This is a genomic window from Mesorhizobium sp. M0830 (genome assembly GCF_040319965.1).
Lineage (GTDB): Bacteria > Pseudomonadota > Alphaproteobacteria > Rhizobiales > Rhizobiaceae > Mesorhizobium.
In genome coordinates, this window is sequence record NZ_JAMYOR010000032.1 from 48,858 (window position 1) to 72,846 (window position 23,989).

Below are 23,989 nucleotides of genomic sequence, written 5' to 3' on the forward strand. Positions count from 1 at the left end.
GAGCCAGCGGTGCTGTATGCGGGAGTCAGCAGTCACTTACAACAGGCTTCCCGCGGCGGAATTATATCCTATCTTGCGACCATGCGCGCCAGCGACTTGCTTCATCCCCGGCCGGAGGGCCTTTATTGCCCACCAGGCGATTTCTTCATCGACCCGGTGCGGCCGGTCAACCGGGCGTTGATCACGCATGGCCATTCCGACCACGCGCGTTCCGGCCACCGCTCGGTGCTGGCGACGCAGCAGACGCTCGACATCATGGGGCTGCGCTATGGCGAGGATTTTGCGGGAACGACGCAAGCAGCCCGGCTCGGCGAGACGATCGTCCTCGACGGCGTCAGCGTCAGCTTCCATCCGGCGGGCCATGTGCTGGGCTCGGCGCAGATATCAGTTGAGCATCAGGGCACGCGCATCGTCGCCTCCGGCGACTACAAGCGGCAGAGGGACGCCACCTGCGCGCCATTCGAGCCGATCCGGTGCGATGTGTTCATCACCGAAGCGACCTTCGGCCTGCCGGTATTCCGTCATCCACCCGACACCGAGGAGATCGCTCGCCTGCTGAAATCGGCGGCACAGTTTCCCGAACGCTCGCATCTGGTCGGCGCCTATGCGCTCGGAAAAGCGCAGAGGGTGATGCGGCTGTTGCGCGCCGCCGGCTACGACCGGCCGCTCTACATCCACGGCGCACTGGCCAAACTGAGCGAATACTACCAGAGCCAGGGCATCGACCTTGGGCAGCTGGAGCCGGCAACCGTAGAAAGCGGCGGCAGGGATGATTTCGCCAGCGCCATCGTCGTCGGCCCGCCATCGGCCTTCGCAGACCGCTGGGCAAGGCGCTTTCCCGATCCGATCTCGTGCTTTGCCTCAGGCTGGATGCGCATCCGCCAGCGCGCCAAGCAAGGCGGCGTCGAACTGCCGCTTATCATCTCGGACCATGCCGACTGGGACGAACTGACCGCCACCATCAAGCAGACCGGAGCCGAGGAAATCTGGGTGACGCATGGCCGCGAGGAGGCGCTGGTACGCTGGTGCGAACTCGAAGGCATCGCGGCGCGGCCACTGCACCTGGTGGGGTACGAGGACGAGGGCGATTGATGGCATGAACCGCTTCGCCGAACTTCTCGATCGCCTGGTGCTGACGCCGTCGCGCAACGGCAAGCTGACCTTGCTGACCGACTATTTCCGCACCGTGGAGGATCCCGATCGCGGTTTGGCGCTGGCCGCCATCACCGGCGATCTCCACATCGCGGCGGTCAAGCCGGCGATGCTGCGCACGCTGGTCACCGAGCGCATGGATCCGGTGCTGTTCGGCTATTCCTACGACTATGTCGGCGATCTTGCCGAAACGGTGTCGCTGGTCTGGCCGCAAACGCCCGGAAACATCCCGAACCGCGAGCCGACGCTGAGCGAGGTCGTCGCCAAACTGCAGGCGGCAAGCCGTTCCGACGGACCGAAGGTGCTGGCGGGGCTGCTCGATAGCGCCGGCATCTCGGCCCGCTTTGCCATCATCAAGCTGGTCACCGGCGGCCTGCGCATCGGCGTGTCGGCGCGGCTGGCCAAGCAGGCGCTGGCGGATTTCGGCAAGGTCGATGTCACCGAGATCGAAGAGCTTTGGCACGGGCTGTCGCCGCCCTACACAGCACTGTTCGCATGGCTGGAAGGCAAGGCCGAAAAGCCCCGGAGCACGGCGATGGCGTTGTTTCGCCCGGTAATGCTGTCGAACCCGGTGGGTGACGGCGATCTCGAAAAGCTCGATCCGGCGGATTATGCGGCCGAGTGGAAATGGGACGGCATCCGTGTTCAGGCGGTGGCCGAAGGCGGCATCCGCCGGCTCTATTCGCGCACCGGAGACGATGTTTCAGGTGCCTTTCCCGACCTTGCCGATGCCATGCTTTTTTCCGCGACGCTGGACGGCGAGCTGTTGGTCGGCAATCCCCGAGAGGCGACAGGGACATTCTCGGATCTGCAGCAGCGGCTGAACCGCAAGACGGTTACCGCTAAGATGCAGCAGCAGTACCCGGCCTTCATGCGCTGCTATGATGTGCTGCAGATCGGCGACGAGGATTTGCGCGCGCTACCGTTTCGCGAGCGCCGCGGCCGCCTCGAAATCTTCGTGAAGACGCTCGACCCAAGCCGGTTCGATCTGTCGCCGTTCGTCGAATTCTCGGACTGGCATGCGCTGGAAGAACTGCGGCGGGTACCGCTGCATCCAATCATCGAAGGTGTCATGCTGAAGCGCTGGGACTCAGCCTATGTCGCTGGCCGGCCGAAAGGCCCTTGGTTCAAGTGGAAGCGCGATCCGCACACCGTGGACGCGGTGCTGATGTATGCGCAACGCGGTCATGGCAAGCGGTCGAGCTTCTACTCGGATTATACGTTCGGTGTCTGGTCCGGTCCCGAAGGCGAGGAGGAGCTGGTGCCGGTCGGCAAGGCCTATTTCGGCTTCACCGACGAGGAGCTGAGGCAGATCGACAAATATGTCCGCGACAACACGGTCGAGCGTTTCGGCCCGGTGCGCTCGGTGCGGGCCGACCGCGACAACGGCCTTGTGCTGGAAGTCGCCTTCGAGGGGCTCAACCGCTCGACCCGGCACAAATCCGGCGTCGCCATGCGCTTTCCTCGCGTATCACGGCTGCGCTGGGACAAGCCGGCCAACGAGGCCGATCGCATCGAGACACTGCAGGCGCTGCTCGATCGCTAACCGGCCTTTTCAGCGCCTGATGCTTTACGGCTCGACCGAAACACGGATTTCGTAGATGTCGGCGGCCTTGCCCTGCTTGTCGAAGTCGGAATTGATGGCGATGGTGCCCGCAGAACCGGGACGCTTGTCGGGAAATTTCACGTCGAACAGATATTCGTTCTGCTGCTGGCCGACCGCATAGCGCTTGCGCCCGCAATCGCCCAGTTCGCCGAAATTGCAGTCGACGGAAACTTGCGTCTCCTTGCCTTCCTCGGAGCGGGCAATGATGTCGAACACGGCATGTTTGCCGGCGAGCTTCTCCAGCACGCCTTGCCCGACATCGAAGCTGATCGCCGAACCGGACGCTCCAGAGCGTATGCGCAGGAACGAGCCGGTATCGTCCTTCATCACCTCGGCCTTGGCGTCCGACGGGGCGCTGACATGCGACGCGTCGGTCGGCGAAAACACGTTGATCCAGTCGTGTGCCTGATCCGCGGCACCGGGCTTTGCCGGTCCGCCGGGCGGCGTGAAATCGTCGTCGTTGACGGTCGGCGGCGCTTGCGGCGGGGAGGTATCAAGCTGCGCCTGTGTCTTGAAGACGCCGGTCTGTACGGCGAAGAACAGGCCGATGCCAGCAGCGGCAAGCAGCGTCACGGTCAGGAAGATGGCGGTCAGCGGCAGGCGACGCCCTCGAATGCGCCGTTCATCGCGATCGGGCGTCACTTCCGCGGCGGCACCGGCCGGGGCCGGAGCCGCCATGTCGATGGACGGGGCGTCGGGAAGGGCAGCGTCCGGCATGATATCGGGAACGACGGGCAGTACGCGCGAGCGCGGCGCATCCGACGCAGGTTCCGCGGGCCCATCGACGACGACAGCGGGAGACGGTGACTGTTGGCCGGTTTCGACCGCAGGCGCAGAGTCCGTACCAAGCTCGACGGCCGGCGCGTCGCCCTGCGGGCCGACATCCGGCACCGCCGGCAGGAACTCGGATTCGATTTCGGTGATTTTCGCCTGGATTGCCTTCCGGCGCTTGATGGCAAGTTCCACGGTCACGTCCGGATTGGCCTTTAGCGCGCGATCGAGCGCGGAAAAAGCCGCACGATAGACCCTTTCGCGGAATGCGCGGTCCGCGGCATTGCCTTTCTCCAAGGCATTCCGGATCGCTTTTTCGATCGCGTCCAAGCGGGTCCCTCTGTCCGTTCGCCAACCTTGCCGTGATCGTTAGCCGCAGGCGGCCAATCAATCAACGGGCGAACGGCGCATTCTGCCTTGGAGAGGTGTGCAAAGTCCATTGCGGCGCTGTTCCGGCAACGAAATCAGCATGTTTCATCGATTTGCGCGCGCCGGAGGCGCGCAGCGACCGATTTGCGAACAACGCGGCGGTGGGCTTTCGGCGACGGCATGACACGCTCGCATGAATCGCCAAGTCGCATCTTGAATTCGCGGCCGGTTGCGTCTATCAACCCCCGCATCTTGGAGGCTTTGGCCTCCCGGGCCGCTTTAGCTCAGTTGGTAGAGCACCGCATTCGTAATGCGGGGGTCGCGTGTTCGAGTCACGCAAGCGGCACCATTCCCCAAAAGACCCGTCGATGGCGCCCATTGGGGCTAAGGCTTTTGCGTCCGGCCTATCATTTCTTTGGTGATTGTGTCCCTGAATGCTTGCCGGACGGGATTGGCATCCGCTGATGGTCCGACAGCATCTTGGAAAGGTGGAGGCCTCGCCTCGGGATCGAACCGAGGCTTCAGAGATTTGCCGTCTCCAGCGTAGCCGCTCCGCCACGAGGCCATCACCATCCAAGTAGCGGTCAAATGTTTACGGAAAGGTTAAGACCGAGCAGATCGATCGAACCACCGCGAACCATACCGACCAGAACGGTCGGCGACCCTCTCGACCTCACCGAAACTCACCCGCGATGCATCGCCTTCGCACCTGTTCGTACTCACGACCTCCTGGCCGTCATCGGCGCTGCTGGCGCAAAGGAATGCGGCGCCGGCGAAACACATCTGCCATTGTCGAGGCCCTGGTTTGGTGTGAAACTCGTGGCCTCAGCATGGGAGGTCAAAATGCCCAATACTTTCAAGACTGGAGACGTCGTCAGGCTGAAATCCGGGGGCCCCAGGATGACGGTGAGCGATGGCGCTGCCTCGGGCATGTATCTGTGCCACTGGTTCAATCGCGAGGGCGAAGTGTGGACCCCGCAACATGCCGGGTTCAAGCCTGAGCAACTGATTGCGGTCGAGCAGTCGGACTAGCGGCCAGGCTTGCGCAGCATGCCGGAGGTGTTGGCCGACGCCTTTGGCGAAGATGCGCTCGCCCGTGTCACCGCGATCCGAAGGGCGGCCGGCATCTGTGGACGCCTGCAAGCTATTTCAACTGACTGGATCCGGCCCCAGCGTCGCCACCGTCTTCAACGCACCGTCGAGCATGTCGCCCTTCTCGTCCTTCAGCGCCATCTCGCGCAAGCGACGGATCCAATCGGCGGCGTCCGCTCGGTCCTTGAGCAGATCGAGCGCCGACAGCACGCGGTCGAATTTCGACTGGGCGCGGACATGGGTGTCGCTGTAGCCCTTGATCAGCCGTCGGCAGTTGAGGATCTCGACGGCCAGCGCGTAATCCCGGGGCACATGGTCGAGCGCCAGCGCGTACCAGCGATCGAGATGCGCCATCTCGACCTTGTGTCGCAGCAGGCGGCGGCGCCAGCGGCGCAGGCCGCCGATGAACCACAAAGCGGCAAAGCCGGCGAAACTGTCGGTGCGGATGCGGCGGCCATGGTTGATGCGGCGGTCGAGAAAGGCGGCGAGCTTCGGCCGGTTCTCGATATAGCTGCCCAATCCCGCCGGCAACGTGCCGCAGAACTCCTCGATGCGCGGGTGGAAATATTCGGTCACCTGCAGGATCGAGCCGTCCTTGACGCCGACCTCGTGGCGCACGCGCCTGTCGCGCGTCGAGCGTGTCTTCAGATCGGCGACGCGGATCATGTCGTCGTAACACAGCGCATTGGCCAGATGCTTCGCGGCAGCGATGGACAAGCCATATCCGCGATCCGGCTCGTCCAGCGCGACCGCCTTGTCCAGCCGGTCGAGATACTCGCGCCCGAAGGCGATGTCCTGATAGTCGACGACCTTTCTCAGGCCCCTGAACGCCATGTCGTGCACCGCCAGCGGCATCGGATCGATTCGTGCAGCCAAGGCCTGCCAGCCTTGCAGCAGGTTTTGCGGGCCACTCACATGCCCTGTGCCCAAGGCGGATTCGACGATGGCTGGCTCTGCCGGCTTAGGCGCTGGAACTGCCGTGCCACGCGCGCGATCAAACGCAGCGCCGAAGGCGGCGAGGCTGGCCTTGACGCCACGGCCGCCAGCGCCGATCGCCTGCTCATAACTTTCGCGCGTGAACGGCAGCGCATCGGATCCAGCCAGGGCGCCGAGCAGGCTGGCCGAAATCATCGAGCCATTGTCGGCGGCGATCTTTTCCATGTCGAAAGCGATGAAGCGCTTCGAGGCGGCTTCCGCCGTCGCATGCACTTTGGAGGACGAGGCGCGGCCATCGCCCGGTTCGATCTTTTCCGACACGGCAGCGATGCGGTGCGACGAGGCGATCAGCGTGGTGCGCTCGGGCGTGACGAAGCCGCGGATGATGGCGCGGCCGGCTTCCATCAGTTCCGCCGCGATCAGGATGTCGACGTCACCTTGCGAGGGCGACAGCGCGAAGACCGGCAGCCGGCCGGTGTCGCGGGCCATCTCGACATAGTAGATGGTGGCGCCGGTGCGCTGGGCGACGCCGGCGACCGAGGTCGATTGCGCGACGTAGCCGTTGCGCTCCGCGACATCGGTGATCCAGTCGGCCAGCACGCCGCCGCCCTGGCCACCGACCGCCAGCACGGCAAGCTTGATGACACGCTCGCCGTCCTGGGCGCCGGGCCGGGCGCGAAATGGCGGGACAGCGTCAAGCATCGGCGAAGGTCAGGCGCCGGCTTTCGCGGCGGCGCTGCAAAAGGGTGATGGTGGCGCGGCGCGCGGCTTCCAGGAAACGGTCCCAGCGGCTCGGATTGTGCACGACATCGGCGCGGTAGAAGGACGGGCAGAGCACCGCCGCATCGGCGACCTCGCCGCAATTGCCGCAGCCGACGCAACTCTGGTCGATATGCGCCACCGGATCATCACGCAGCGGATCGTCGAGGGACTTCACAGACAGCGACGGACAGCCCGACAGCCGCATGCAGGCATGGTCGCCGGTGCAGATGTCCTCGTCGACGCCGAACTTCGGCTTGACGACGCGCGTCCTCCCCTTGATTGCCTTGTCGACCAGCGGCTTTTCGCGGCGCTGGCGGTTGAGCATGCATTCGGACGAGGCGACGATGACCTTCGGCCCCTTCTCGTCCGTCGTCAGCGCCTCGCGCAACGTGTCCTGCATCTTGGTCACGTCATAGGTGCGGTCGACATGGCGTAGCCATTTGACGCCCATGCCCTTCACCGCCTCGGTGATCGGATGCTTCGTCGACTTGGTCTTGTTGCCGGCGCGGGATGACAGGATGTCCTGCCCGCCAGTCGCGGCGGAGTAAAAATTGTCGACGATGACGATGACGCCATCATTCTTGTTGAACACCGCATTGCCGATCGAGGAGGTCAGGCCGTTGTGCCAGAAGCCGCCATCGCCGACGAAGGAGATCGAGCGGCGCTTGGCGTCGGGCGAATTGAACGCCGAAGCCGAGGCTGGCCCTAGCCCATAGCCCATTGTGGTGGCGCCGAGCTCGAAAGGCGGCATGATCGAAAACAGATGGCAACCGATGTCGGAGGCGATGTGGTGCTTGCCGAGTTCCTGCTCGACCAGCTTGGTCGCGGCAAAAATCGGCCGCTCCGGGCAGCCGATGCAGAAACCGGGCGGTCGTCCTGGAACGACATTGATCAGGCCGGCTGTATCGACGCCGTCGCCGACCTTGTTGGGGGCGCGTACCTCGCCCGGCAGCAGATGCGGCGCCTCGGCGCGCAGGAAGGCGCCGATGCCGTCGAGCATGACCTGGCCGGTGTATTCGCCGGCCATCGGCAGATGCTCCTTGCCGACCAGCCTGGTGCCTCGCCCGGCCTTGTGCAGCATCGCGGCGAAGGCCTGTTCGATGTAATTGGGCTGGCCCTCCTCGACGACCAGCACCGACTGCTTGCCTTCGCAAAAGGACAGGAATTCGTCGTCGATCAAAGGGTAGACGGCGTTGAGCACGTAGAGCGGCACATCGGTGTCGCCATAGGTGTCGGCAAGGCCGAGACGTTGCAACGCGCGAATGACCGAATTGTACATGCCGCCCTGCATGACGATGCCGACCGAACCATGATCGGACCCGAAGAATTCGTTGATCCTATTCTTGGCGATGAAATCCACCGCCGCCGGCCAGCGCTTCTGCACCTTCTCCTTCTCATGCAGGAAGGAAGCGGGCGGCAGCACGATGCGGCCGGTGTCTCGACGCGGTGCGTCGAGCGCATCGGCGACCGTCATCGGCGGCCGCTTGTTGTCCTTGGCGATGAAATGGCCATGGACATGGCAGCAGCGGATCCGGACCTGCAGCATGACCGGCGTGTTGGAAATCTCGGACAGCTCGAAGCCGTCCTCCACCGCCTTGACGATCGACGGCAGATTGGGGCGCGGATCGAGCAGCCAGACCTGGCTCTTCATAGCGAAGGCATGGCTGCGCTCCTGCATGATCGAGGAGCCCTCGCCGTAATCCTCGCCGACGATGATCAGCGCGCCGCCAGTGACTCCGCCGGAGGCGAGATTGGCGAGCGCATCGGAGGCGACATTGGTGCCGACCGTCGACTTGAAGGTCGCAGCGCCACGGATCGGGTAGTGCACCGAGGCGGCCAGCATGGCGGTGGCGGTGGCTTCCGAGGCACTAGCCTCGAAATGCACGCCGAGCTCGCCCAGAATGTCCTGTGCGTCGGCCAGCACGTCCATCAGGTGACTGATCGGCGCGCCCTGGTAGCCGCCGACATAGCCGACGCCGCATTGCAGCAGCGCCTTGGTGATGGCGAGGATGCCTTCGCCGGCAAATTCCTCGCCGGCGCTGAGCCGAAGCTTCTCGACTTCCTTGGCAAAAGACCGTTCGGCCATTTTTTCAATCCTTCCGTTGCCGCCCGAGGCCGGCGGCATAGGTCTAGATGTCGTGCTTGCGAATGTTCTTCAGCATCTTCTGCAGCGTCGCAATCAGCGCAGCGTATTCGGCATCGTCGACGTCGTCGAACATCGCCTCGAATGCGTCATGCATGGCCGGCCAGGCGCGGGTGAACTCGGCGCGGCCCTCATCGGTCAGAAACACGTGGCGGATGCGGCTGTCGGTGACGCCCTGCTCGCGCCGCACCAGGCCTTGGCCCTCAAGCGAGTCGAGCGTCCGGCTCAAGGTCGACTGCTCGATGACGGTATAGACCGAGAGGTCGTTGACAGTGATGCCGTCCGCGACCGACAGCACGGCGAGCGTGCGGACCTGCGGAATGGTCAGCCCCTGCTTGCGGAAATCGTCGCGCAGGGTGGCATTGTAGCGGCCCATGATGCGGTTCATCAGATAGGGCGCGAATTGCTGCAGGCCGATCTGGCCCAGGGTCGAGATGCGCTGGCGCTTTTGCGCAACCTTCTCTTCCATCACAGCCTCCCCGCCAGGAGAAAACCGGAGCCGCCGCCGAGGCCCGCGCCCGGATGGGTCGAGGCGCCGATATGGTAGAGATTCTTGATGCCGGTCTGATGGTTGCGGCTGGTCTTGAACGGCCGCCACAGGAACGACTGGTCGATGGTCGAGGAGCCGCCATAGGGGTCGCCGCCGACCAGATTGATGTTCATCGCTTCGAGGTCTGCGGGCGAATAGGCGCGGCGCGCGATGACACTGGCCTTGAAGCCGTCGATATGGTTGGCAAGGATCGCTTCTGCACGGTCGGCATAGGCTTCCCGCAGCGCGTCGGTCCACTGCCCGTCGGCGGGTGCCTGCAGCTCGCCGGCGGCGTCGCCCTTGATGTGGCGGGGCGCCTCGGGCAGTTGCAGCCACAGGATCGCCTTGCCCTCCGGGCAGCGTGACGGGTCGAGCGCATGCGGCTGGCCGACACAGATGGTCGGCACCTCTGGCAGCATGCCGCGCGCCGCCTCGCTGCAGGCTTTCGACACGCCATCCAGTCCCGGCGTCAGGTGCAGCAGCGCCACCTTGTCCAGGCCTTCGCCGCGCCATGCCGGCGGCTTGTCCAGAGCGTAATGGATCTGGAAATTGCCTTTGCCGTAACGATATCTCTGCGTTGCCTCGACATCAGCTTTGGGCGCATCCGCACCGAGCAGCCGGCCATAGAGCTGCGTCGGCGTGACCGAGCAGATGACGCTCTTCTTGGCATGGACGGTTTCGCCCGAGGCCAGCCGCACGCCGGTGGCGCGACCCCCGGCCAGGATGATGGAGTCAACGTCCGCTTCGGTGGAGATGACGCCGCCGCGTTCGGCAATGAGCGCCTCGAAGGCCGACAGCAGGTTCTTCGCCCCGCCCTTGACGATCGGCGCTCCCGCCGCTTCCAGCGCGAAGGCAATGACCTTGGCGATCTGGCCGGAGAACGCATCCTCGGGCCCGAGACCCGCATGCAGCACCCAGGGTGCCCACAGTGCGTGGATGGTTTCGGACTTGTAGGTGCTTTCCAGCCAGCTCCGTGCCGGCACAAGCGCCTCGCCTAGAAAGGCGGCAAGGCCGCGTGGGCCACGCCGCCAGGCATCGCCAGCCAGCAGCTTCGCGGTCGGATAGGACCACAGGCTGCCGCCAAGCAGGCCGAACAGCAGGCCGGCATTGCGCTCGATGCCGCCGACATCCTCCGCGTGCCGGTCGCCGTCGCCTGCCGCGATCGCATTGAGCGCGGCGACATTGGCGGCGCGATCGGTGCTGAGCACGGCATGGCTGCCGTCCGGCCGCAGCACACCGGTTGGCGTGCCGGTATGGCAGAACTCCAGACCATGCCGCGCAAGGTCGGCGCCGAGTGCCGCAAAGGCCGGCGAGGTGATGAACAGCACGAAGGTCGTCGCCATCACATCATGGATGAAGCCGGGCGCGGTGATCTCCTCTGTGCGTATGCAGCCGCCAATGCGGTCATTGCGCTCCAGCACGAGCACCTTGGCACCCTTGCCGCCAAGCATCGCCGCGCAGACCAGCGCGTTGATGCCGCTGCCGACGATGATGTGATCGGGCGCCTTCATCGACACTTGCTCTCCATCTCCGGGAGATGCGATTCAATCGAACGAGGTCGCGTTCCTTCGCGCCCCCCTCTGTCCTGCCGGACATCTCCCCCTCTTGGGGGGAGATCGGCTGTCACAACTGCTTTCGCCAATCTGTAACGCTGCAGGAACGAACGGGGTGCCGAAGCTGCCAATCTCCCCCCTTGAGGGGGAGATGTCCGGCAGGACAGAGGGGGGCGCCGTAGAGCGCTAGCGCTGCACGGTTGCCACACCACCAACCCGGTTTCGCCTACACACATGATCTTCTCCCGAAGACCCAATCTCACCTATTGCTTCGAAACCAGCGCCAGCGCGCGGATCGGGCTGCCGGTGCCGTGTTCGATCTTGAGCGGTGCGGCGATCAGGATGGCGCCCTTCGGCGGCAGCTGGTCGAGGTTGCAAAGGCTGGCGAGGCCGTAGCGGTTGGCCTTGTGCATCAGCGTGTGCGCCGGGAATGGCGGCTCCATTCCCCCTGCCTTGCCGGCATCGGTGCCGATCGTCTCTGAGCCCCAGCCCTTGATGTTCTTGCTGATCAGGAACTGGATGGCTTCGGCTGTCGGGCCAGGCGTATGCGGGCCGGTCTCGTTGGCGTTGAGGAACTCGGCTTCCGAGCCGTTGCGCTTGTACCAGTCGGTGCGCATCACCACCCATTCGCCGGCATTGATGGCGCCATGCCTGGCTTCCCAGGCCTTGATGTGGTCGACGGTGAGCAGGAAATCAGGGTCGGCGGCGGCTTCCTTCGAACAGTCGATGACATTGACCGGGCCGACGAAATTCTGCGCCGGAATGGTGTCGGTGGCGCCGTCGGCATAGTCCTTGCCGGAAATCCAGTGCTGCGGCGCATCGAAATGCGTGCCCGAATGCTCGCCGAGCTTCAGCCAGTTCCAGGCCCACCACGGGCCTTTCTTGTCATAGCGGGAGATCGAGTGGATCTCGATCTTGGGTGTGTCGACGGCGAGTTCCGGCGGCAGCTTGATCAGCGGCGTGTCGGGTCCGAGCGGCGCCGTCAGGTCGACCACCTTGATGGCGCCTGAAAGAAGCTGGCCGGCGACTTCGCCGAGGAGTTTTTGGGTGTCCATGGTCTCTGTTCCCTCTTTCATGTGATGATCAAGGCTCGTCTCGGCCCTTAATATCCTACTAGACGAAAACATATGCATCTGCAATTATCTTTAAGCATAAAGGAAATGGGACCGGGGCGTGAGCGAATTTGACGCCATCTTTGTCGGGGCCGGCCACAACACTCTGGCATGCGCCGCGCATCTGGCGCTCAAAGGCTGGAAAACCGGGATTTTCGAGCGCAGTGCAACAATCGGCGGCGCCGTCCAGACCCGCGAATTCACCCTTCCCGGCTTCCGCCACGACTTCGGCGCAATGAACCTGAGCCTGTTTGCCGGCTCGGCCTTTCACCGGAAATATGCAAATGAATTGAAAGTACAGGGGCTCGAGTTCGCCCCGGTCGCCGATTGTTTCGCCAGTGCCTTTCCGGACAGTCGCTGGTTCGGCGTCAGCAACGATCTGGAAAAGACCACCGCGCGCATGGCCGCCTTCTCCGCCACTGACGCCGCAACATGGCGCAGACTGGTTGCCGCGTTTCCGTCGGAGGCCGAGCATCTGTTCCGGCTGCTGGGCTCGCCGATGAGCGCCCGCGCGCTGGCGGGTACCGCGTGGAACCTGTGGCGCAAGAAGGGCATGTCCGGGGCGCTCGATACCGGGCGCCTGCTGCTGTCCTCACCGCGCGCCTGGCTGGAGGCGACCTTCGAATCGCCTCATATCAGGGCAACGCTCGCCACCTGGGGCATGCATCTCGACTTTGCTCCCGACATCGCCGGCGGTGCCGTGTTCCCCTATCTGGAATCGATGGCCAACCAGAGCTTTGGCATGGTGCTGGGCAAGGGCGGCGCCGACACCATCATCCGGGCATTGTCGGGCATCGTCACATCAGCCGGCGGCAAGATCGTGACTGGCGCCGAAGTGGCCGAGATCACGGTTTCCGCCGGCAGGGCGACCGGTGTGAGGCTCGCTTCCGGTGAGACTCACACCGCCACCAAGGCTGTGATCGCCGGCGTCGCGCCGAAGGCGCTGACTGGCAAGCTGTTGCCCAATGGTTCGGGCGACGCTGGTTTCGACACGGCGATGCAGAAATTCCGCCATGCGCCGGGTACAATGATGATCCATCTGGCGCTGGACAATTTGCCGGACTGGCGCGCCGGACCCGAGCTTCGGCAATTCGCCTATGTGCACCTGTCACCGTCGCTCGACGCCATGTCGCGCACCTATCAACAAGCGATGGCGGGCATGTTGCCGGACGAGCCGGTGCTGGTTGTCGGCCAGCCGACCGCGATCGATCCGTCGCGGGCGCCTGAGGGCAAACATGTGCTGTGGGTGCAGGTGCGCATGCTGCCCGCCGAAATCACAGGCGATGCCGCCGGCAAGGTCACGCCGGCGCATTGGGACCAGGTCAAGGAGGTCTACGCCGAGCGCGTCCTCGACATGATCGAGACCTACGCGCCTGGCTTGCGAAACAAGATCCTCGGCCGCGCCGTCTTCTCGCCCATCGATCTCGAGCGTGAAAACCCGAACCTCGTCGGCGGCGACCAGGTTTGCGGCAGCCATCATCTGGCGCAGAACTTTTTGTACCGCCCGGCGCGCGGCTACGCCGGCTGGAACACGCCGGTGGCGCATCTGCATCTGACTGGTGCCGCGACATGGCCTGGTGCCGGCACCGGTGCGGCCTCGGGCTACATGCTCGCGCAACAGCTTGGCGGGAGGTAGGAGCCGAAGATTTCACACAGGCGAAGGAGGCAAGGCGCTGCTGCCCAAGGAGCCTGAGCCAATGAACTGACGACGCCGCGCGACGAAAACAGAAAACCAACAAGGGGAACGACCATGACAATCAACAGACGTGAATTGCTGGGATACAGTGCCGTGGCACTCGGGGTCGCCGCCGTCGGCCTGCCGCAGATCGCCAAGGCGGCCGGTGAACTGACCATCGCCTATAACGTCAACCTGCCATCCTGGGATCCGACCACCGGCCCCTCGGCCGTCAACCCGACGATCCAGGGCCTCTACCAGTCGGTGTTCGACCAGTTCATCCCGCAGAAGCCAGACCTGTCCTTCGCGCCGGGACTGCTCACCGAATGGGGCTGGAACGACGACCGCACCAAGATCATGATGACGGTGCGCGAAGGCGTGACCTGGCACGACGGCTCGCCGTTCACGGCGGAAGACGTGGTCTGGTCGCTGCAGCGGGCGGGTGACGAGAAGATCGGCAACCCGATCCAGTTCGTGTGGAAGAACGTCAACAACTTCAAGATCGACGGCAACAAGATCACCGGCGACGTCGTGCAGTTCGACCCGGTATATTTCAAATGGATGTCATTCCTGACCGGCTACATCATGCCGAAGGCCTATTACGAGAAGGTGGGGGCCGAAGGTTTCGAGAAGGCGCCGATCGGTACCGGCCCCTACATGGTCGAAAAATTCGAGCGCAACGCCTTCCTGCGGCTGAAGGCCAACCCGAACTATTGGGGCGGCAAGCCGGCCTTCGAGAATGTGACGATCAAGTTCGTCACTGACGCGGCGAGCCGCGTCGCCGAGATCGAGTCCGGTTCCTCGCAGGTGACGCTCGAAATTCCCTATGAGGAGTATGACCGGCTGATCGCCAAGGACGGGCTGGCCGGCTCGTGCAAGAACGTCTCCGACATCGGCATGATCTTCTTCAACGACATCGAGGCGATGCTGGACAAGAACGTCCGCCAGGCGGCCGTCATGTCGATCGACAAGAAGCTGTTGGTCGACCGCCTGCTGCGCGGCTACGGCCAGCCGATCGACACGCTGGAGACGCCGGAATACGCGGCCTACGACGCGTCGATCAAGATCGAGCACAATCCGGCGAAGGCCAAGGAACTGCTCGCCGCCTCCGGCTTTTCAGCGGAAAAGCCGGTCAAGTTCACCATCCAGACGACCAAGGGCTTCAAGCCCAAGGACTATGAGATGATCCAGGCGATCGTCGGCATGTGGCGCAAGGTGGGCATCGAGGCGACGATCGAAGTCTACGAGATCGCCAAGCACTACGAGCTTCGCGCCGCCGACAAGCTGGCGCCGGCCGCCTTCTACAATTGGGGCAACGCCATCGGCGATCCGACCACGTCGACCGGCTTTGCCATGTATGGCCCGAGCCCGCATTCGGTGTGGGACAGCCAGGACCTGATCGACATGATCAACCCGCTGTGGGGCGAGAAGGACGAGGCCAAGCGCATCGCCGGCTGGAAGGCAGTCGACAAATATATCGCCGAGCAGGCCTATGTGCTGCCGCTGATCCAGTACGCGCAGCCGATCGTGCATGCCAAGGGCGTCAATGTTGTGCAGCATGTGTCGGGTGCGCTGCTGCCGGCCTTGATGACCCCGGCCTAATCGGCCTGAAATTGCGGCGCGCCGTCCATAGCGACGGCGCGCATTTTCTATCCGGCATACGAGCCAGCGGGCTCCTGCAAGGATTTAGATGCTCCTGCAAAGATTCCTGATCCGTCTCCTGACGATGCTGATCACGCTGTTCGGCGTGGCCGTCGTCGTCTTCATCGTGATCCGCGTAGCGCCCGGCGATCCGATCGCCATTATGGTGCCGCCCGGCGCGACAGATGCAGACATTGCCCGGCTGCGCGCGCTCTACGGCCTCGACAAGACCATCGTGCAGCAGTTCTTCATCTGGCTGTCCGGCGTCGTCAGGGGCGACTTCGGCACTTCGATTTCGCTGCGGCAAGACGTGCTCGGCCTCGTCTTCAACCGGCTGCCGGCGACGCTGGAGCTCGCCATCGTTGCGCTCCTTATGGCGGTGGCACTCGGCGGCACGACGGCGATCCTCGGCGCACGCGAGCGCGGCACCGCGGTCGAAGCCGGCATCGACGTCGCCAGCGGCGCGGCGCTTTCGATTCCCGATTTCCTGTGGGGCCTGGTGCTGATCCTGTTGTTCGGCGTTCTGGTGCCGATCTTCGATATTTCCGGCCGGGTATCGCCACAACTCGACCTGCCCTTCGTCACCCAGTTCTATCTGTTCGAGAGCCTGCTTCGGCTGCGCCTCGACCTCACCTGGGATCTCTTGAAGCACATGCTCATGCCGGCCGTGGCTTTGGCGCTGCCGCTCGCCGCAATCATCTCGCAGCTGTTGAAACAGTCGCTGAAGGAAGTGCTCGACCTCGACTATGTCGTGCTGGCGCGCGTGAAGGGATTCTCGGAAACGCAAGTCATCCTGCGCGAGGCGCTGAAGAACGCCGCTTTGCCGACGCTGACGCTGGTCGGCGTGCAGTTCACCTTCCTCATCGGCGGCACGGTCATCGTCGAGCGGCTGTTTTCCTATGAAGGCCTCGGCAACATGGCGATCGACGCGGTCATCAACCGTGACCTGCCGCTGATCCAGGGCATCGTGCTGGTCTTCGCGTTGCTGTTCGTGCTGATCAACCTCAGCGTCGATATGATGTACGCCCTGCTCAATCCGAGGCTGCGCCATGGATGATAGCCGCGCTCGAAGGCGAGGTGTGTCGCCGCGTTTGTGGCTGGCCGGCGGCTGGCTGCTGTTGGCACTGCTGGCGGCGATCTTCGCCCCGCTGGTCGCACCGCAGGATCCATTGGCGCAGGATCTGATGCTCCAGCGTCTGCCGCCATTCTGGATCGATGGAGCCGAGCCCGGCTATTGGCTCGGCACCGACAGCCTCGGCCGCGATCTGCTGTCGCGGTTGATCTTCGGCGGCCGCATCGCCTTCATCGTCGCTTTTGCCGCGGCCATAGCGGCGTGCCTTGCCGGCTCGACGCTCGGGCTGGTCGCCGGCTATTTCGGCGGCTGGGCCGACCGCATCATCTCGCGCATCGTCGACGTCTGGATGGCGTTTCCGCCGGTGCTGTTTGCCATCCTTCTGGTGGCGGTGCTCGGCACAGGCTTGAGCTCCGTCATCCTCGCCATCGCCATCATCGACTGGACGCGCTTTTGCCGCGTGATCCGCGCCGAGGCCATGGGCCAGTCGCGCATGGATTATGTCGAGAACGCCCGCATCGCAGGCTATGGCCGCATCGGCATCATGCTGCGCGAGGTGCTGCCCAATGTGGTGCCGTCGATCGTGGCGCTGCTATCCTTGGAGATGGGCATCGCCGTCATCGTCGAAGCGATCCTGTCCTTCGTCAATCTGTCGATCTCGACCGACGATCCGACCTGGGGCGGCATCATCGCCGAGGGCCGGCTGTCGATCCACCAGGCCTGGTGGGTGCTGGTGTTTCCGCTGATCACGCTGATCCTGACCGTGCTGTCGTTCAGCCAGTTCGGCGAAGCCCTGAAGGCACGTTTCGATCCAGTGTTGCGATGAGCGTAGCCGTCAAACCCTGCCTCGATATCCGCAGCTTGAGCGCGGTGCTGCCCAACGGCCAGCGCGTTCTGCGCTCGGTCTGTCTCTCCGTCCAGCCCGGCGAGGTGCGCGCGCTGGTCGGCGAGAGCGGCGCCGGCAAGACGATGATCGGCAAGGCGGTGCTCGGCGTGCTGCCGCCGAGCGTGCGCATCGTCGAGGGCGACATGCTGCTCGAGGGCGAGGACCTCGGCCGGCTTCAGCCCAAGGCACGGCGCACGCTGATCGGCGCCCGCACGGCGCTGATCCCGCAGGATCCGCTGACTGCGCTCAACCCGTCTCGGCGCATCGGCCCGCAGATGACCGACCGGCTGGTGCGCATCCTCGGCTGGAGCGGCGAGAAGGCCGATACGCGCATTCGGCGATTGCTCGACGAGGTGCAGATCCGCGACCCCGACCGTGTGCTGAAAAGCTATCCGCACGAGCTTTCCGGCGGCATGCGCCAGCGCGTGCTGATCGCCGCGGCTTTCGCCGCCGAGCCCCGGCTGATCGTCGCCGACGAGCCGACCACGGCGCTCGACGTCACCGTGCAGAAGCAGATCCTGCGGCTGATCGCTGCGTTGCAGCGCGAGCACGGCACGGCGATCCTGTTCGTCACCCACGATCTCGGCGTCGTCGCCAAGATCAGCCAGAAAGTGTCGGTGCTCTATGCCGGCAAGGTGGTGGAAGAGGCCGAGACGGCTGCCCTTTTCGCAGCACCCCAGCATCCCTACACACGGGCGCTGATGGCGGCGACGCCGCGCTACACCGACCCATACGCTTCGCTGAAACCCGTGGATGAGGCGGTGCTGGCCGGGCTTGCCGCCGAGATTGCGGCCGCCGACCAGGCCTGGAGGCGCCAGCATGGCTGAGCCGCTGTTTTCCGTACGCGGGCTTAAGGTGGCGCTGCCCGATATGACGCGCAAGCCGCTGTTTGGCCGCGCGCCGCTGGCCCAGATCCTGAAAGGCCTGGATTTCGACCTGCCCAAGGGGTCTGTGACCGGCATCGTCGGCGAATCCGGTTCCGGCAAATCGACGCTCGGCCGTGCTCTGGTTCGCCTCTTGGAGCCCAGCGCCGGCAGCATCAGTTTCGAGGGCCGCGATATCACGCATCTGCCGGAGGCGGAGCTCAGGCCACTGCGTCGCAACCTGCAGATGATCTTCCAGGACCCGATGTCGTCGCTCAACCCGCGCCGCACCATCGCCACCATCATCGCGGCACCGCTGAAGCAGAACGGACTTGGCGACAATCTGAAGGCCCGCATCGCCGAGGCGTTGCAGCGCGTCGGCCTGCCGCAGAGCTTCGCCAGCCGCTACCGCCATGAACTGTCGGGCGGCCAACGCCAGCGTGTCGGCATTGCCCGCGCCTTGGCGCTGTCGCCGAAATTCGTGCTGGCCGACGAGATCGTCTCCGGCCTCGACGTGTCGACGCAGGCGCAGATCCTGACCCTGCTGGAAAAGCTTGCGGCCGAGATGGGCCTGACCGTCGCCTTCATCAGCCACGATCTGTCGGTCATTCGGCGGCTGTGCCGGCAAGTGATCGTCATGCGCGAAGGCGTGATCGTCGAGGCGAGCGCCACCGATGCCTTGTTCGACAATCCGCAGCAGAGCTACACGCGCGATCTCATCGCAGCCATTCCGCTGCCGGAAATCGACCCGGGTTGGCTGGACATCCCTGCCGCCGCCAAGGCCGCGACATGAATGCACACGCACGCCGAAAAGCGAGCCTCGGACATGCGACCGCCGGTCAGACCATCCCCTCCTTCCAGGCGCCGTGGGGGCCGCATTCCAGGCGCCGTAGGGGCTGCAACTGGAAGCGATCAGCTATCCCTCGGGCATGGCTTACGAGAAGCGCGCCGAGACGGTCTTATGGAGCCCGAAGAACCGGATAAGCGATGGCAATGCGTGCTTGCGGATGTTCCTCGACCACGCCAAACAGGTGCGACGTTGAATCATTTCGATATGAAACTTTAAGCTTGAAATAATTTGCCGCCGGCGCGATACTGAAAGCAGCAAGCGAAGAGGAGATCGCAGACATGAAGGTTGCGGTTCTCGGCGGTGGACCAGCCGGCCTCTATTTTGCCATTTCGATGAAACTCAGGGACGCCGCGCACGAGGTGACGGTGTTCGAGCGCAACCGCGCCGACGACACGTTCGGCTGGGGCGTCGTGCTGTCGGCCGAGACGCTCGACAATCTGTCGAAAAACGATCCGGTCAGCGCCGTCTGGATCAAGAAGCACTTTGCTTACTGGAACGATATCGCCGTCATTCATGACGGCGTGCGCACGGTTTCGACCGGGCATGGCTTTTGCGGCATCGGCCGCAAGCGGCTGCTCATCCTGTTGCAGCGCCGTGCCCGAGAACTCGGCGTCAAGCTCCTGTTCGAGACCGACATTGCCGATCCCCGACCTTACATGGATACGCATGATCTGGTCGTCGCTGCAGACGGCCTGAACTCCAGGGCGCGCAACACTTTCGTCGACATCTTCAAGCCCGACATCGACACCCGCAAATGCAAATTCGTGTGGCTCGGCACCAACCAGAAATTCGACGATGCCTTCACCTTCATCTTCGAAAAGACCGAACATGGCTGGGTGTGGGCGCACGCCTACCAGTTCGACAGCGACACCGCGACGTTCATCGTCGAATGCAGCGAACAGACCTGGGCTGCCTTCGGCTTCGGTCTGATGTCGCAGCAGGAATCGATCGCCGTCTGCGAGCGCATCTTCGAAAAACATCTTGGCGGCCACGCGCTGATGACCAATGCTAACCATATCCGTGGTTCGGCCTGGATCAATTTTCCGCGCGTGCTGTGTGAGCGCTGGTCCTACGAGAATCTGGCTTTGATGGGCGATGCCGCGGCATCGGCGCATTTCTCGATCGGCTCGGGCACCAAACTCGCATTGGAAAGCGCGGTGGCGCTGGCCGAGTATGTCGAGTCCGAGCCGGACCTCGATGCTGCGTTCCGCAGATATGAGGATGCCCGCCGCACCGAGGTGCTGAAGCTGCAATCGGCCGCGCGCAATTCGCTCGAATGGTTCGAGGAGGTCGAGCGCTATCTCGGCCTCGATCCGGTGCAGTTCAACTATTCGCTTTTGACCCGCTCGCAGCGCATCAGCCACGAGAATCTGCGGCTGCGCGATGCCGAATGGCTGGGCGGCGCGGAGGAGTGGTTCCAGCGCCAGGCGGGCGCAGGCGGCATACGCCGCGCGCCGATGTTCGCGCCGTTCAAGCTGCGCGATCTAAAGCTGCAGAACCGCATCGTCGTCTCGCCGATGGCGCAATACAAGGCTGTCGACGGCTGCCCGACCGATTGGCATTTCACCCATTACGCCGAACGGGCCAAGGGCGGCGCCGGCCTCATCTATATCGAAATGACCTGCGTCAGCCCTGAAGGCCGCATCACGCCCGGCTGCCCCGGCTTCTATGCGCCCGAACATGAATTGGCGTGGAAGCGGCTGGTCGATTTCGTTCACACAGAGACCGAAGCCAAGATCTGCGCCCAGATCGGCCATTCCGGCGCCAAGGGTTCGACCCGGCTTGGCTGGGAGGGCACCGACGTGCCGCTGACCTCGGGCAACTGGCCGGTGATGGCGGCATCGGCCGTTGCGTGGTCGCCTGAGAACCAGGTGCCGAAGGCGATGGACCGCACCGACATGGACCGCGTGCGCGACGAATTCGTGGCCTCCGCCGAGATGGCCGACCGTTGCGGCTTCGACATGCTCGAGATCCACGCCGCGCATGGTTATCTCTTGTCGTCTTTCATCACGCCGGTCACCAACCGGCGTACGGATGCCTATGGCGGCTCGCTGGAAAACCGCATGCGCTATCCCCTCGAAGTCTTCCGCGCGGTGCGCGCCGCCTGGCCGGCGGAGAAGCCGATCTCGATGCGCATTTCGGCCAATGACTGGGTCGGCATCGAAGGCGTGACGCCGGCCGACGCGGTCGAGATCGCGCGACTGCTGCATGAGGCCGGCATCGACATCTGCGACGTCTCGGCCGGCCAGACATCGGCTCTGGCAAAGCCCGTCTACGGCCGCATGTTCCAGACGCCGTTTTCCGACCGCATCCGAAACGAGGTCGGCATGGCCACCATGGCGGTCGGTAACATCTACGAGCCGGACCATGTCAACTCGATCCTGATGGCCGGCCGCGCAGATCTGGTGGCGCTGGCACGGCCGCATCTCGCCGACCCCTACTGGACCCTGCATGCGGCTGTCACGCTTGGCGACCGTGGCGTCAAATGGCCGGATCCTTATCTGCCGGGACGCGATCAGATCTACCGGCTGGCCGAGCGTGATGCGGCGGCGGGGCTGAAAGTATGAGTGCTTTTCGCTTGCTACGTCGGCGCTGTACCCCCAGCCCCTCCCCACAAGGGGGAGGGGGACTATGTTGCGTTCGACCCAGCGGAAACCGCATGAGTTTGCGATCGATAGGGGGTACGTGGCGCCAAGTCTCGAGGATTGGCGCATGATCGCGGGCAAGCATGCGCTGGTCACTGGCGGCGGCTCCGGCGTTGGCCGGGCCATCGCGCTGGCGCTGGCGGGTGCCGGCATCGACGTCACCATTTGCGGCCGCCGGGAAGCGGAGCTTGCCAAGGTGGCAGGGGAAAACGACCGCATCTTCGGCATCGCCGGCGACGTGACCAATGAGGCGGCGATGGTCTCGCTCTATGAAACGGCACAAGCTGCACGTGGGCCGTTCGACATCGTCGTCGCCAATGCCGGCATGGCCGGCAGCACGCCAGCGCACAAGACCGCACTCGACGACTGGCAGCGGACACTCGACGTCAATTTGACCGGCGCTTTTCTGACCGTGAAGCCGGTGCTGGCCGGCATGGCCGAGCGGGGGACTGGTCGCATTATCTTCATCGCCTCCACGGCAGGGCTGAAAGGCTACACCTATGTCGCGCCTTACGTGGCCGCCAAGCATGGCGTCGTCGGCCTGATGCGGGCTCTTGCCGCCGAGACGGCGAAGTCCGGCGTCACCGTCAATGCCGTGTGCCCCGGCTTTGTCGAGACCGAAATGCTGGAGGAATCCATCCAGCGCATCATCGATAAGACCGGCCGTTCGGTCGAACAGGCCCGGTCGAGCCTGGCCTCGACCAATCCGCAAGGCCGCTTTATCCAGCCGCGAGAGGTCGCCGCCGCCGTGCTGTGGCTATGTGGCGACGCCGCCCAATCGATCACCGGACAGGCGATTTCCATCTCAGGAGGCGAAACATGGTAGCCGGCCCCCTGCCCGCGCCGTCGGGACCCGGCAAGGACCGCTTGCGTCTATGGATCAGGCTGCTGCGTGCCTCGCGCACGATCGAGGCCGAGCTGCGCGAGCGCCTGAAGAAGGAGTTCAACACGACGCTGCCGCGCTTCGACGTGATGGCAGCCCTTTATCGGGTGCCGGAAGGCATGCTGATGAGCGACCTGTCGCGCTTCCTGCTGGTGTCCAACGGCAATGTCACGGGCATTGTCGACCGGTTGGTTTCGGAAGGGCTGGTGGCACGCGCGCGCCGCAATGGTGACCGCCGCACCTCGATGGTGCGGCTGACCGAGGAAGGCACGCAAACCTTTGCCGCCATCGCCGCGGCGCATGAAGGTTGGATCGGCGAATTGCTGGGCAAGGTCAGCGAGGACGACGCGCGCCGGCTGACCGGCATGCTGACCTCGTTCCGCAGCAACTGGGAGGGACGCGAATGACTGGGATGGCCGGGCGCAAGCCGAAGCATTTCCTGTGGGAGGTCGAGGGCAGGATCGCCAAGGTCCGGCTCGACCGGCCGGAGCGCAAGAACCCGCTGACCTTCGACAGTTATGCCGAGCTGCGCGACACGTTCCGCGACCTCGTCTATGCCGACGACGTCGACGCCGTGGTGTTCCTGTCCAATGGCGGCAATTTCTGCTCCGGCGGCGATGTCCACGACATCATCGGCCCGCTGGTCAAGATGGACATGAAGCAGCTTCTCGCCTTCACCCGCATGACCGGCGATTTCGTCAAGGCGATGCTGAATTGCGGCAAGCCGATCATTGCGGCGGTCGATGGCGTTGCGGTCGGCGCCGGCGCCATCATTGCGATGAGCTCCGATATCCGCATCGCCACGCCGGAAGCCAAGACCGCGTTCCTGTTCACCCGTGTCGGCCTTGCCGGCTGCGACATGGGTGCCTGCGCGATCCTGCCGCGCATCATCGGCCAGGGCCGCGCCGCCGAACTGCTCTACACCGGCCGCACCATGACGGCTGATGAAGGCGAGCGCTGGGGTTTCTACAACCGGCTGGTCGATGCCGCAGCGCTGGAGGCCGACGCGCTCGACATGGCGGCGCGCATCGTCTCCGGCCCGACCTTCGCCCATGGCATCACCAAGACGCAGCTCAACCAGGAATGGTCTATGGGCCTCGACCAGGCGATCGAAGCGGAAGCTCAGGCGCAAGCGATCTGCATGCAGACCCGGGACTTCGAGCGCGCCTACAAGGCGTTCGTGGCCAAGGAAAAGCCGGTGTTCGAGGGGGATTGAGGATGAGCGGTTCGCGCCCAGGCACCCCCCTCTGGCCTGCCGGCCATCTCCCCCGCAAGGGGGGAGATCAGCTGAACGCATCGCTTTCACCGATCGCCGGCGTTGCAGGATGGACGGCAAGATTGAAGTTGCCAATCTCCCCCCTTGCGCAGGGCTGTCCGGGGAAAGTTTTGAGTGAATCGAAATGCCGCATGTGCATGCCCCGTAAAACGGGGTTTGTCCGTCTTCTCTCT

The 23,989-nt window shown here is 64.2% G+C and carries 19 protein-coding genes, 1 tRNA gene and 1 pseudogene; 15 read left to right on the top strand and 6 right to left on the bottom strand.

The genetic code is table 11. The features are described from left to right. Nucleotides 1-81: 81 nt before the first annotated feature. Nucleotides 82-1,092 (top strand): ligase-associated DNA damage response exonuclease, encoded by a 1,011-nt coding sequence (locus NKI20_RS19435; protein WP_352833160.1) that lies wholly within the window; start codon nt 82-84, stop codon nt 1,090-1,092. A gap of 4 nt (nt 1,093-1,096) precedes the next feature. After that, nucleotides 1,097-2,698: a cisplatin damage response ATP-dependent DNA ligase gene (locus NKI20_RS19440; RefSeq protein WP_352833162.1), complete on the top strand. Its 1,602-nt coding sequence runs from the start codon at nt 1,097-1,099 to the stop codon at nt 2,696-2,698. A 24-nt stretch (nt 2,699-2,722) separates the two neighbouring features. Here NKI20_RS19440 and NKI20_RS19445 read toward each other — a convergent pair whose 3' ends face one another. Beyond that, nucleotides 2,723-3,859: a hypothetical protein gene (locus NKI20_RS19445; RefSeq protein WP_352833165.1), complete on the bottom strand. Its 1,137-nt coding sequence runs from the start codon at nt 3,857-3,859 to the stop codon at nt 2,723-2,725. A gap of 312 nt (nt 3,860-4,171) precedes the next feature. Here NKI20_RS19445 and NKI20_RS19450 point away from each other — a divergent pair. Together NKI20_RS19450 and NKI20_RS19455 are read left to right on the top strand one after the other, a co-directional pair. Continuing rightward, nucleotides 4,172-4,247 (top strand) — tRNA-Thr (locus tag NKI20_RS19450). Nucleotides 4,248-4,741: 494 nt separating this feature from the next. Next, on the top strand, nt 4,742-4,930 hold the full coding sequence (locus NKI20_RS19455; RefSeq protein WP_352833168.1) for a YodC family protein: 189 nt from the start codon (nt 4,742-4,744) through the stop codon (nt 4,928-4,930). A 117-nt stretch (nt 4,931-5,047) separates the two neighbouring features. Here NKI20_RS19455 and NKI20_RS19460 read toward each other — a convergent pair whose 3' ends face one another. From NKI20_RS19460 to NKI20_RS19480, 5 genes are all read right to left on the bottom strand, one after another. Continuing rightward, the gene (locus tag NKI20_RS19460; RefSeq protein ID WP_352833171.1) at nt 5,048-6,628 is read right to left on the bottom strand and encodes an indolepyruvate oxidoreductase subunit beta family protein; all 1,581 of its coding nucleotides are present in this window, start codon (nt 6,626-6,628) and stop codon (nt 5,048-5,050) included. Then, nucleotides 6,621-8,774, bottom strand: a complete 2,154-nt coding sequence (locus NKI20_RS19465) for a thiamine pyrophosphate-dependent enzyme (RefSeq protein WP_352833174.1) — start codon at nt 8,772-8,774, stop codon at nt 6,621-6,623. The genes NKI20_RS19460 and NKI20_RS19465 overlap by 8 nt, the downstream gene beginning before the upstream one ends. A gap of 43 nt (nt 8,775-8,817) precedes the next feature. Further along, nucleotides 8,818-9,300: a MarR family winged helix-turn-helix transcriptional regulator gene (locus NKI20_RS19470; RefSeq protein WP_352833177.1), complete on the bottom strand. Its 483-nt coding sequence runs from the start codon at nt 9,298-9,300 to the stop codon at nt 8,818-8,820. Then, entirely contained in the window at nt 9,300-10,871 is a 1,572-nt protein-coding gene (locus tag NKI20_RS19475) for a phytoene desaturase family protein (protein ID WP_352833180.1), read from the bottom strand. The genes NKI20_RS19470 and NKI20_RS19475 overlap by 1 nt, the downstream gene beginning before the upstream one ends. Before the next feature lie 305 nt (nt 10,872-11,176). Further along, nucleotides 11,177-11,968, bottom strand: coding sequence for a cyclase family protein (locus NKI20_RS19480; protein WP_023758180.1), 792 nt, complete (start codon nt 11,966-11,968; stop codon nt 11,177-11,179). Between the two features lie 118 nt (nt 11,969-12,086). On the opposite strand from NKI20_RS19480, the gene NKI20_RS19485 reads away from it, so the two are divergent. From NKI20_RS19485 to NKI20_RS19530, 11 genes and pseudogenes are all read left to right on the top strand, one after another. Continuing rightward, entirely contained in the window at nt 12,087-13,661 is a 1,575-nt protein-coding gene (locus tag NKI20_RS19485; protein ID WP_352833183.1) for a phytoene desaturase family protein, read from the top strand. A gap of 114 nt (nt 13,662-13,775) precedes the next feature. Further along, nucleotides 13,776-15,302 (top strand): ABC transporter substrate-binding protein, encoded by a 1,527-nt coding sequence (locus NKI20_RS19490; RefSeq protein ID WP_352833186.1) that lies wholly within the window; start codon nt 13,776-13,778, stop codon nt 15,300-15,302. An 88-nt stretch (nt 15,303-15,390) separates the two neighbouring features. Next, the gene (locus tag NKI20_RS19495) at nt 15,391-16,398 is read left to right on the top strand and encodes an ABC transporter permease (RefSeq protein WP_352833189.1); all 1,008 of its coding nucleotides are present in this window, start codon (nt 15,391-15,393) and stop codon (nt 16,396-16,398) included. Beyond that, nucleotides 16,391-17,239 carry an ABC transporter permease gene (locus NKI20_RS19500; RefSeq protein WP_352833192.1) on the top strand — a complete coding sequence of 283 codons (849 nt, stop codon included), beginning with the start codon at nt 16,391-16,393 and terminating at the stop codon, nt 17,237-17,239. Before NKI20_RS19495 ends, NKI20_RS19500 begins: the two co-directional genes overlap by 8 nt. Further along, on the top strand, nt 17,236-18,126 hold the full coding sequence (locus tag NKI20_RS19505) for an ABC transporter ATP-binding protein (protein WP_352833195.1): 891 nt from the start codon (nt 17,236-17,238) through the stop codon (nt 18,124-18,126). Before NKI20_RS19500 ends, NKI20_RS19505 begins: the two co-directional genes overlap by 4 nt. Further along, complete coding sequence (locus NKI20_RS19510) at nt 18,119-18,955, top strand: ATP-binding cassette domain-containing protein (protein ID WP_352604070.1); 837 nt, start codon at nt 18,119-18,121, stop codon at nt 18,953-18,955. The genes NKI20_RS19505 and NKI20_RS19510 overlap by 8 nt, the downstream gene beginning before the upstream one ends. Nucleotides 18,956-18,996: 41 nt before the next feature. Next, nucleotides 18,997-19,205 (top strand): annotated as a pseudogene (locus tag NKI20_RS33755) (hypothetical protein); the annotation flags it as partial. Between the two features lie 85 nt (nt 19,206-19,290). Further along, the gene (locus NKI20_RS19515) at nt 19,291-21,579 is read left to right on the top strand and encodes a bifunctional salicylyl-CoA 5-hydroxylase/oxidoreductase (protein WP_352833198.1); all 2,289 of its coding nucleotides are present in this window, start codon (nt 19,291-19,293) and stop codon (nt 21,577-21,579) included. Between the two features lie 145 nt (nt 21,580-21,724). After that, on the top strand, nt 21,725-22,483 hold the full coding sequence (locus NKI20_RS19520) for an SDR family NAD(P)-dependent oxidoreductase (RefSeq protein ID WP_352833200.1): 759 nt from the start codon (nt 21,725-21,727) through the stop codon (nt 22,481-22,483). Then, nucleotides 22,477-22,947 (top strand): MarR family winged helix-turn-helix transcriptional regulator, encoded by a 471-nt coding sequence (locus NKI20_RS19525; protein WP_352629899.1) that lies wholly within the window; start codon nt 22,477-22,479, stop codon nt 22,945-22,947. The genes NKI20_RS19520 and NKI20_RS19525 overlap by 7 nt, the downstream gene beginning before the upstream one ends. Then, the gene (locus tag NKI20_RS19530; RefSeq protein WP_352833203.1) at nt 22,944-23,756 is read left to right on the top strand and encodes an enoyl-CoA hydratase family protein; all 813 of its coding nucleotides are present in this window, start codon (nt 22,944-22,946) and stop codon (nt 23,754-23,756) included. The genes NKI20_RS19525 and NKI20_RS19530 overlap by 4 nt, the downstream gene beginning before the upstream one ends. The last annotated feature ends 233 nt before the right edge of the window (nt 23,757-23,989 follow it).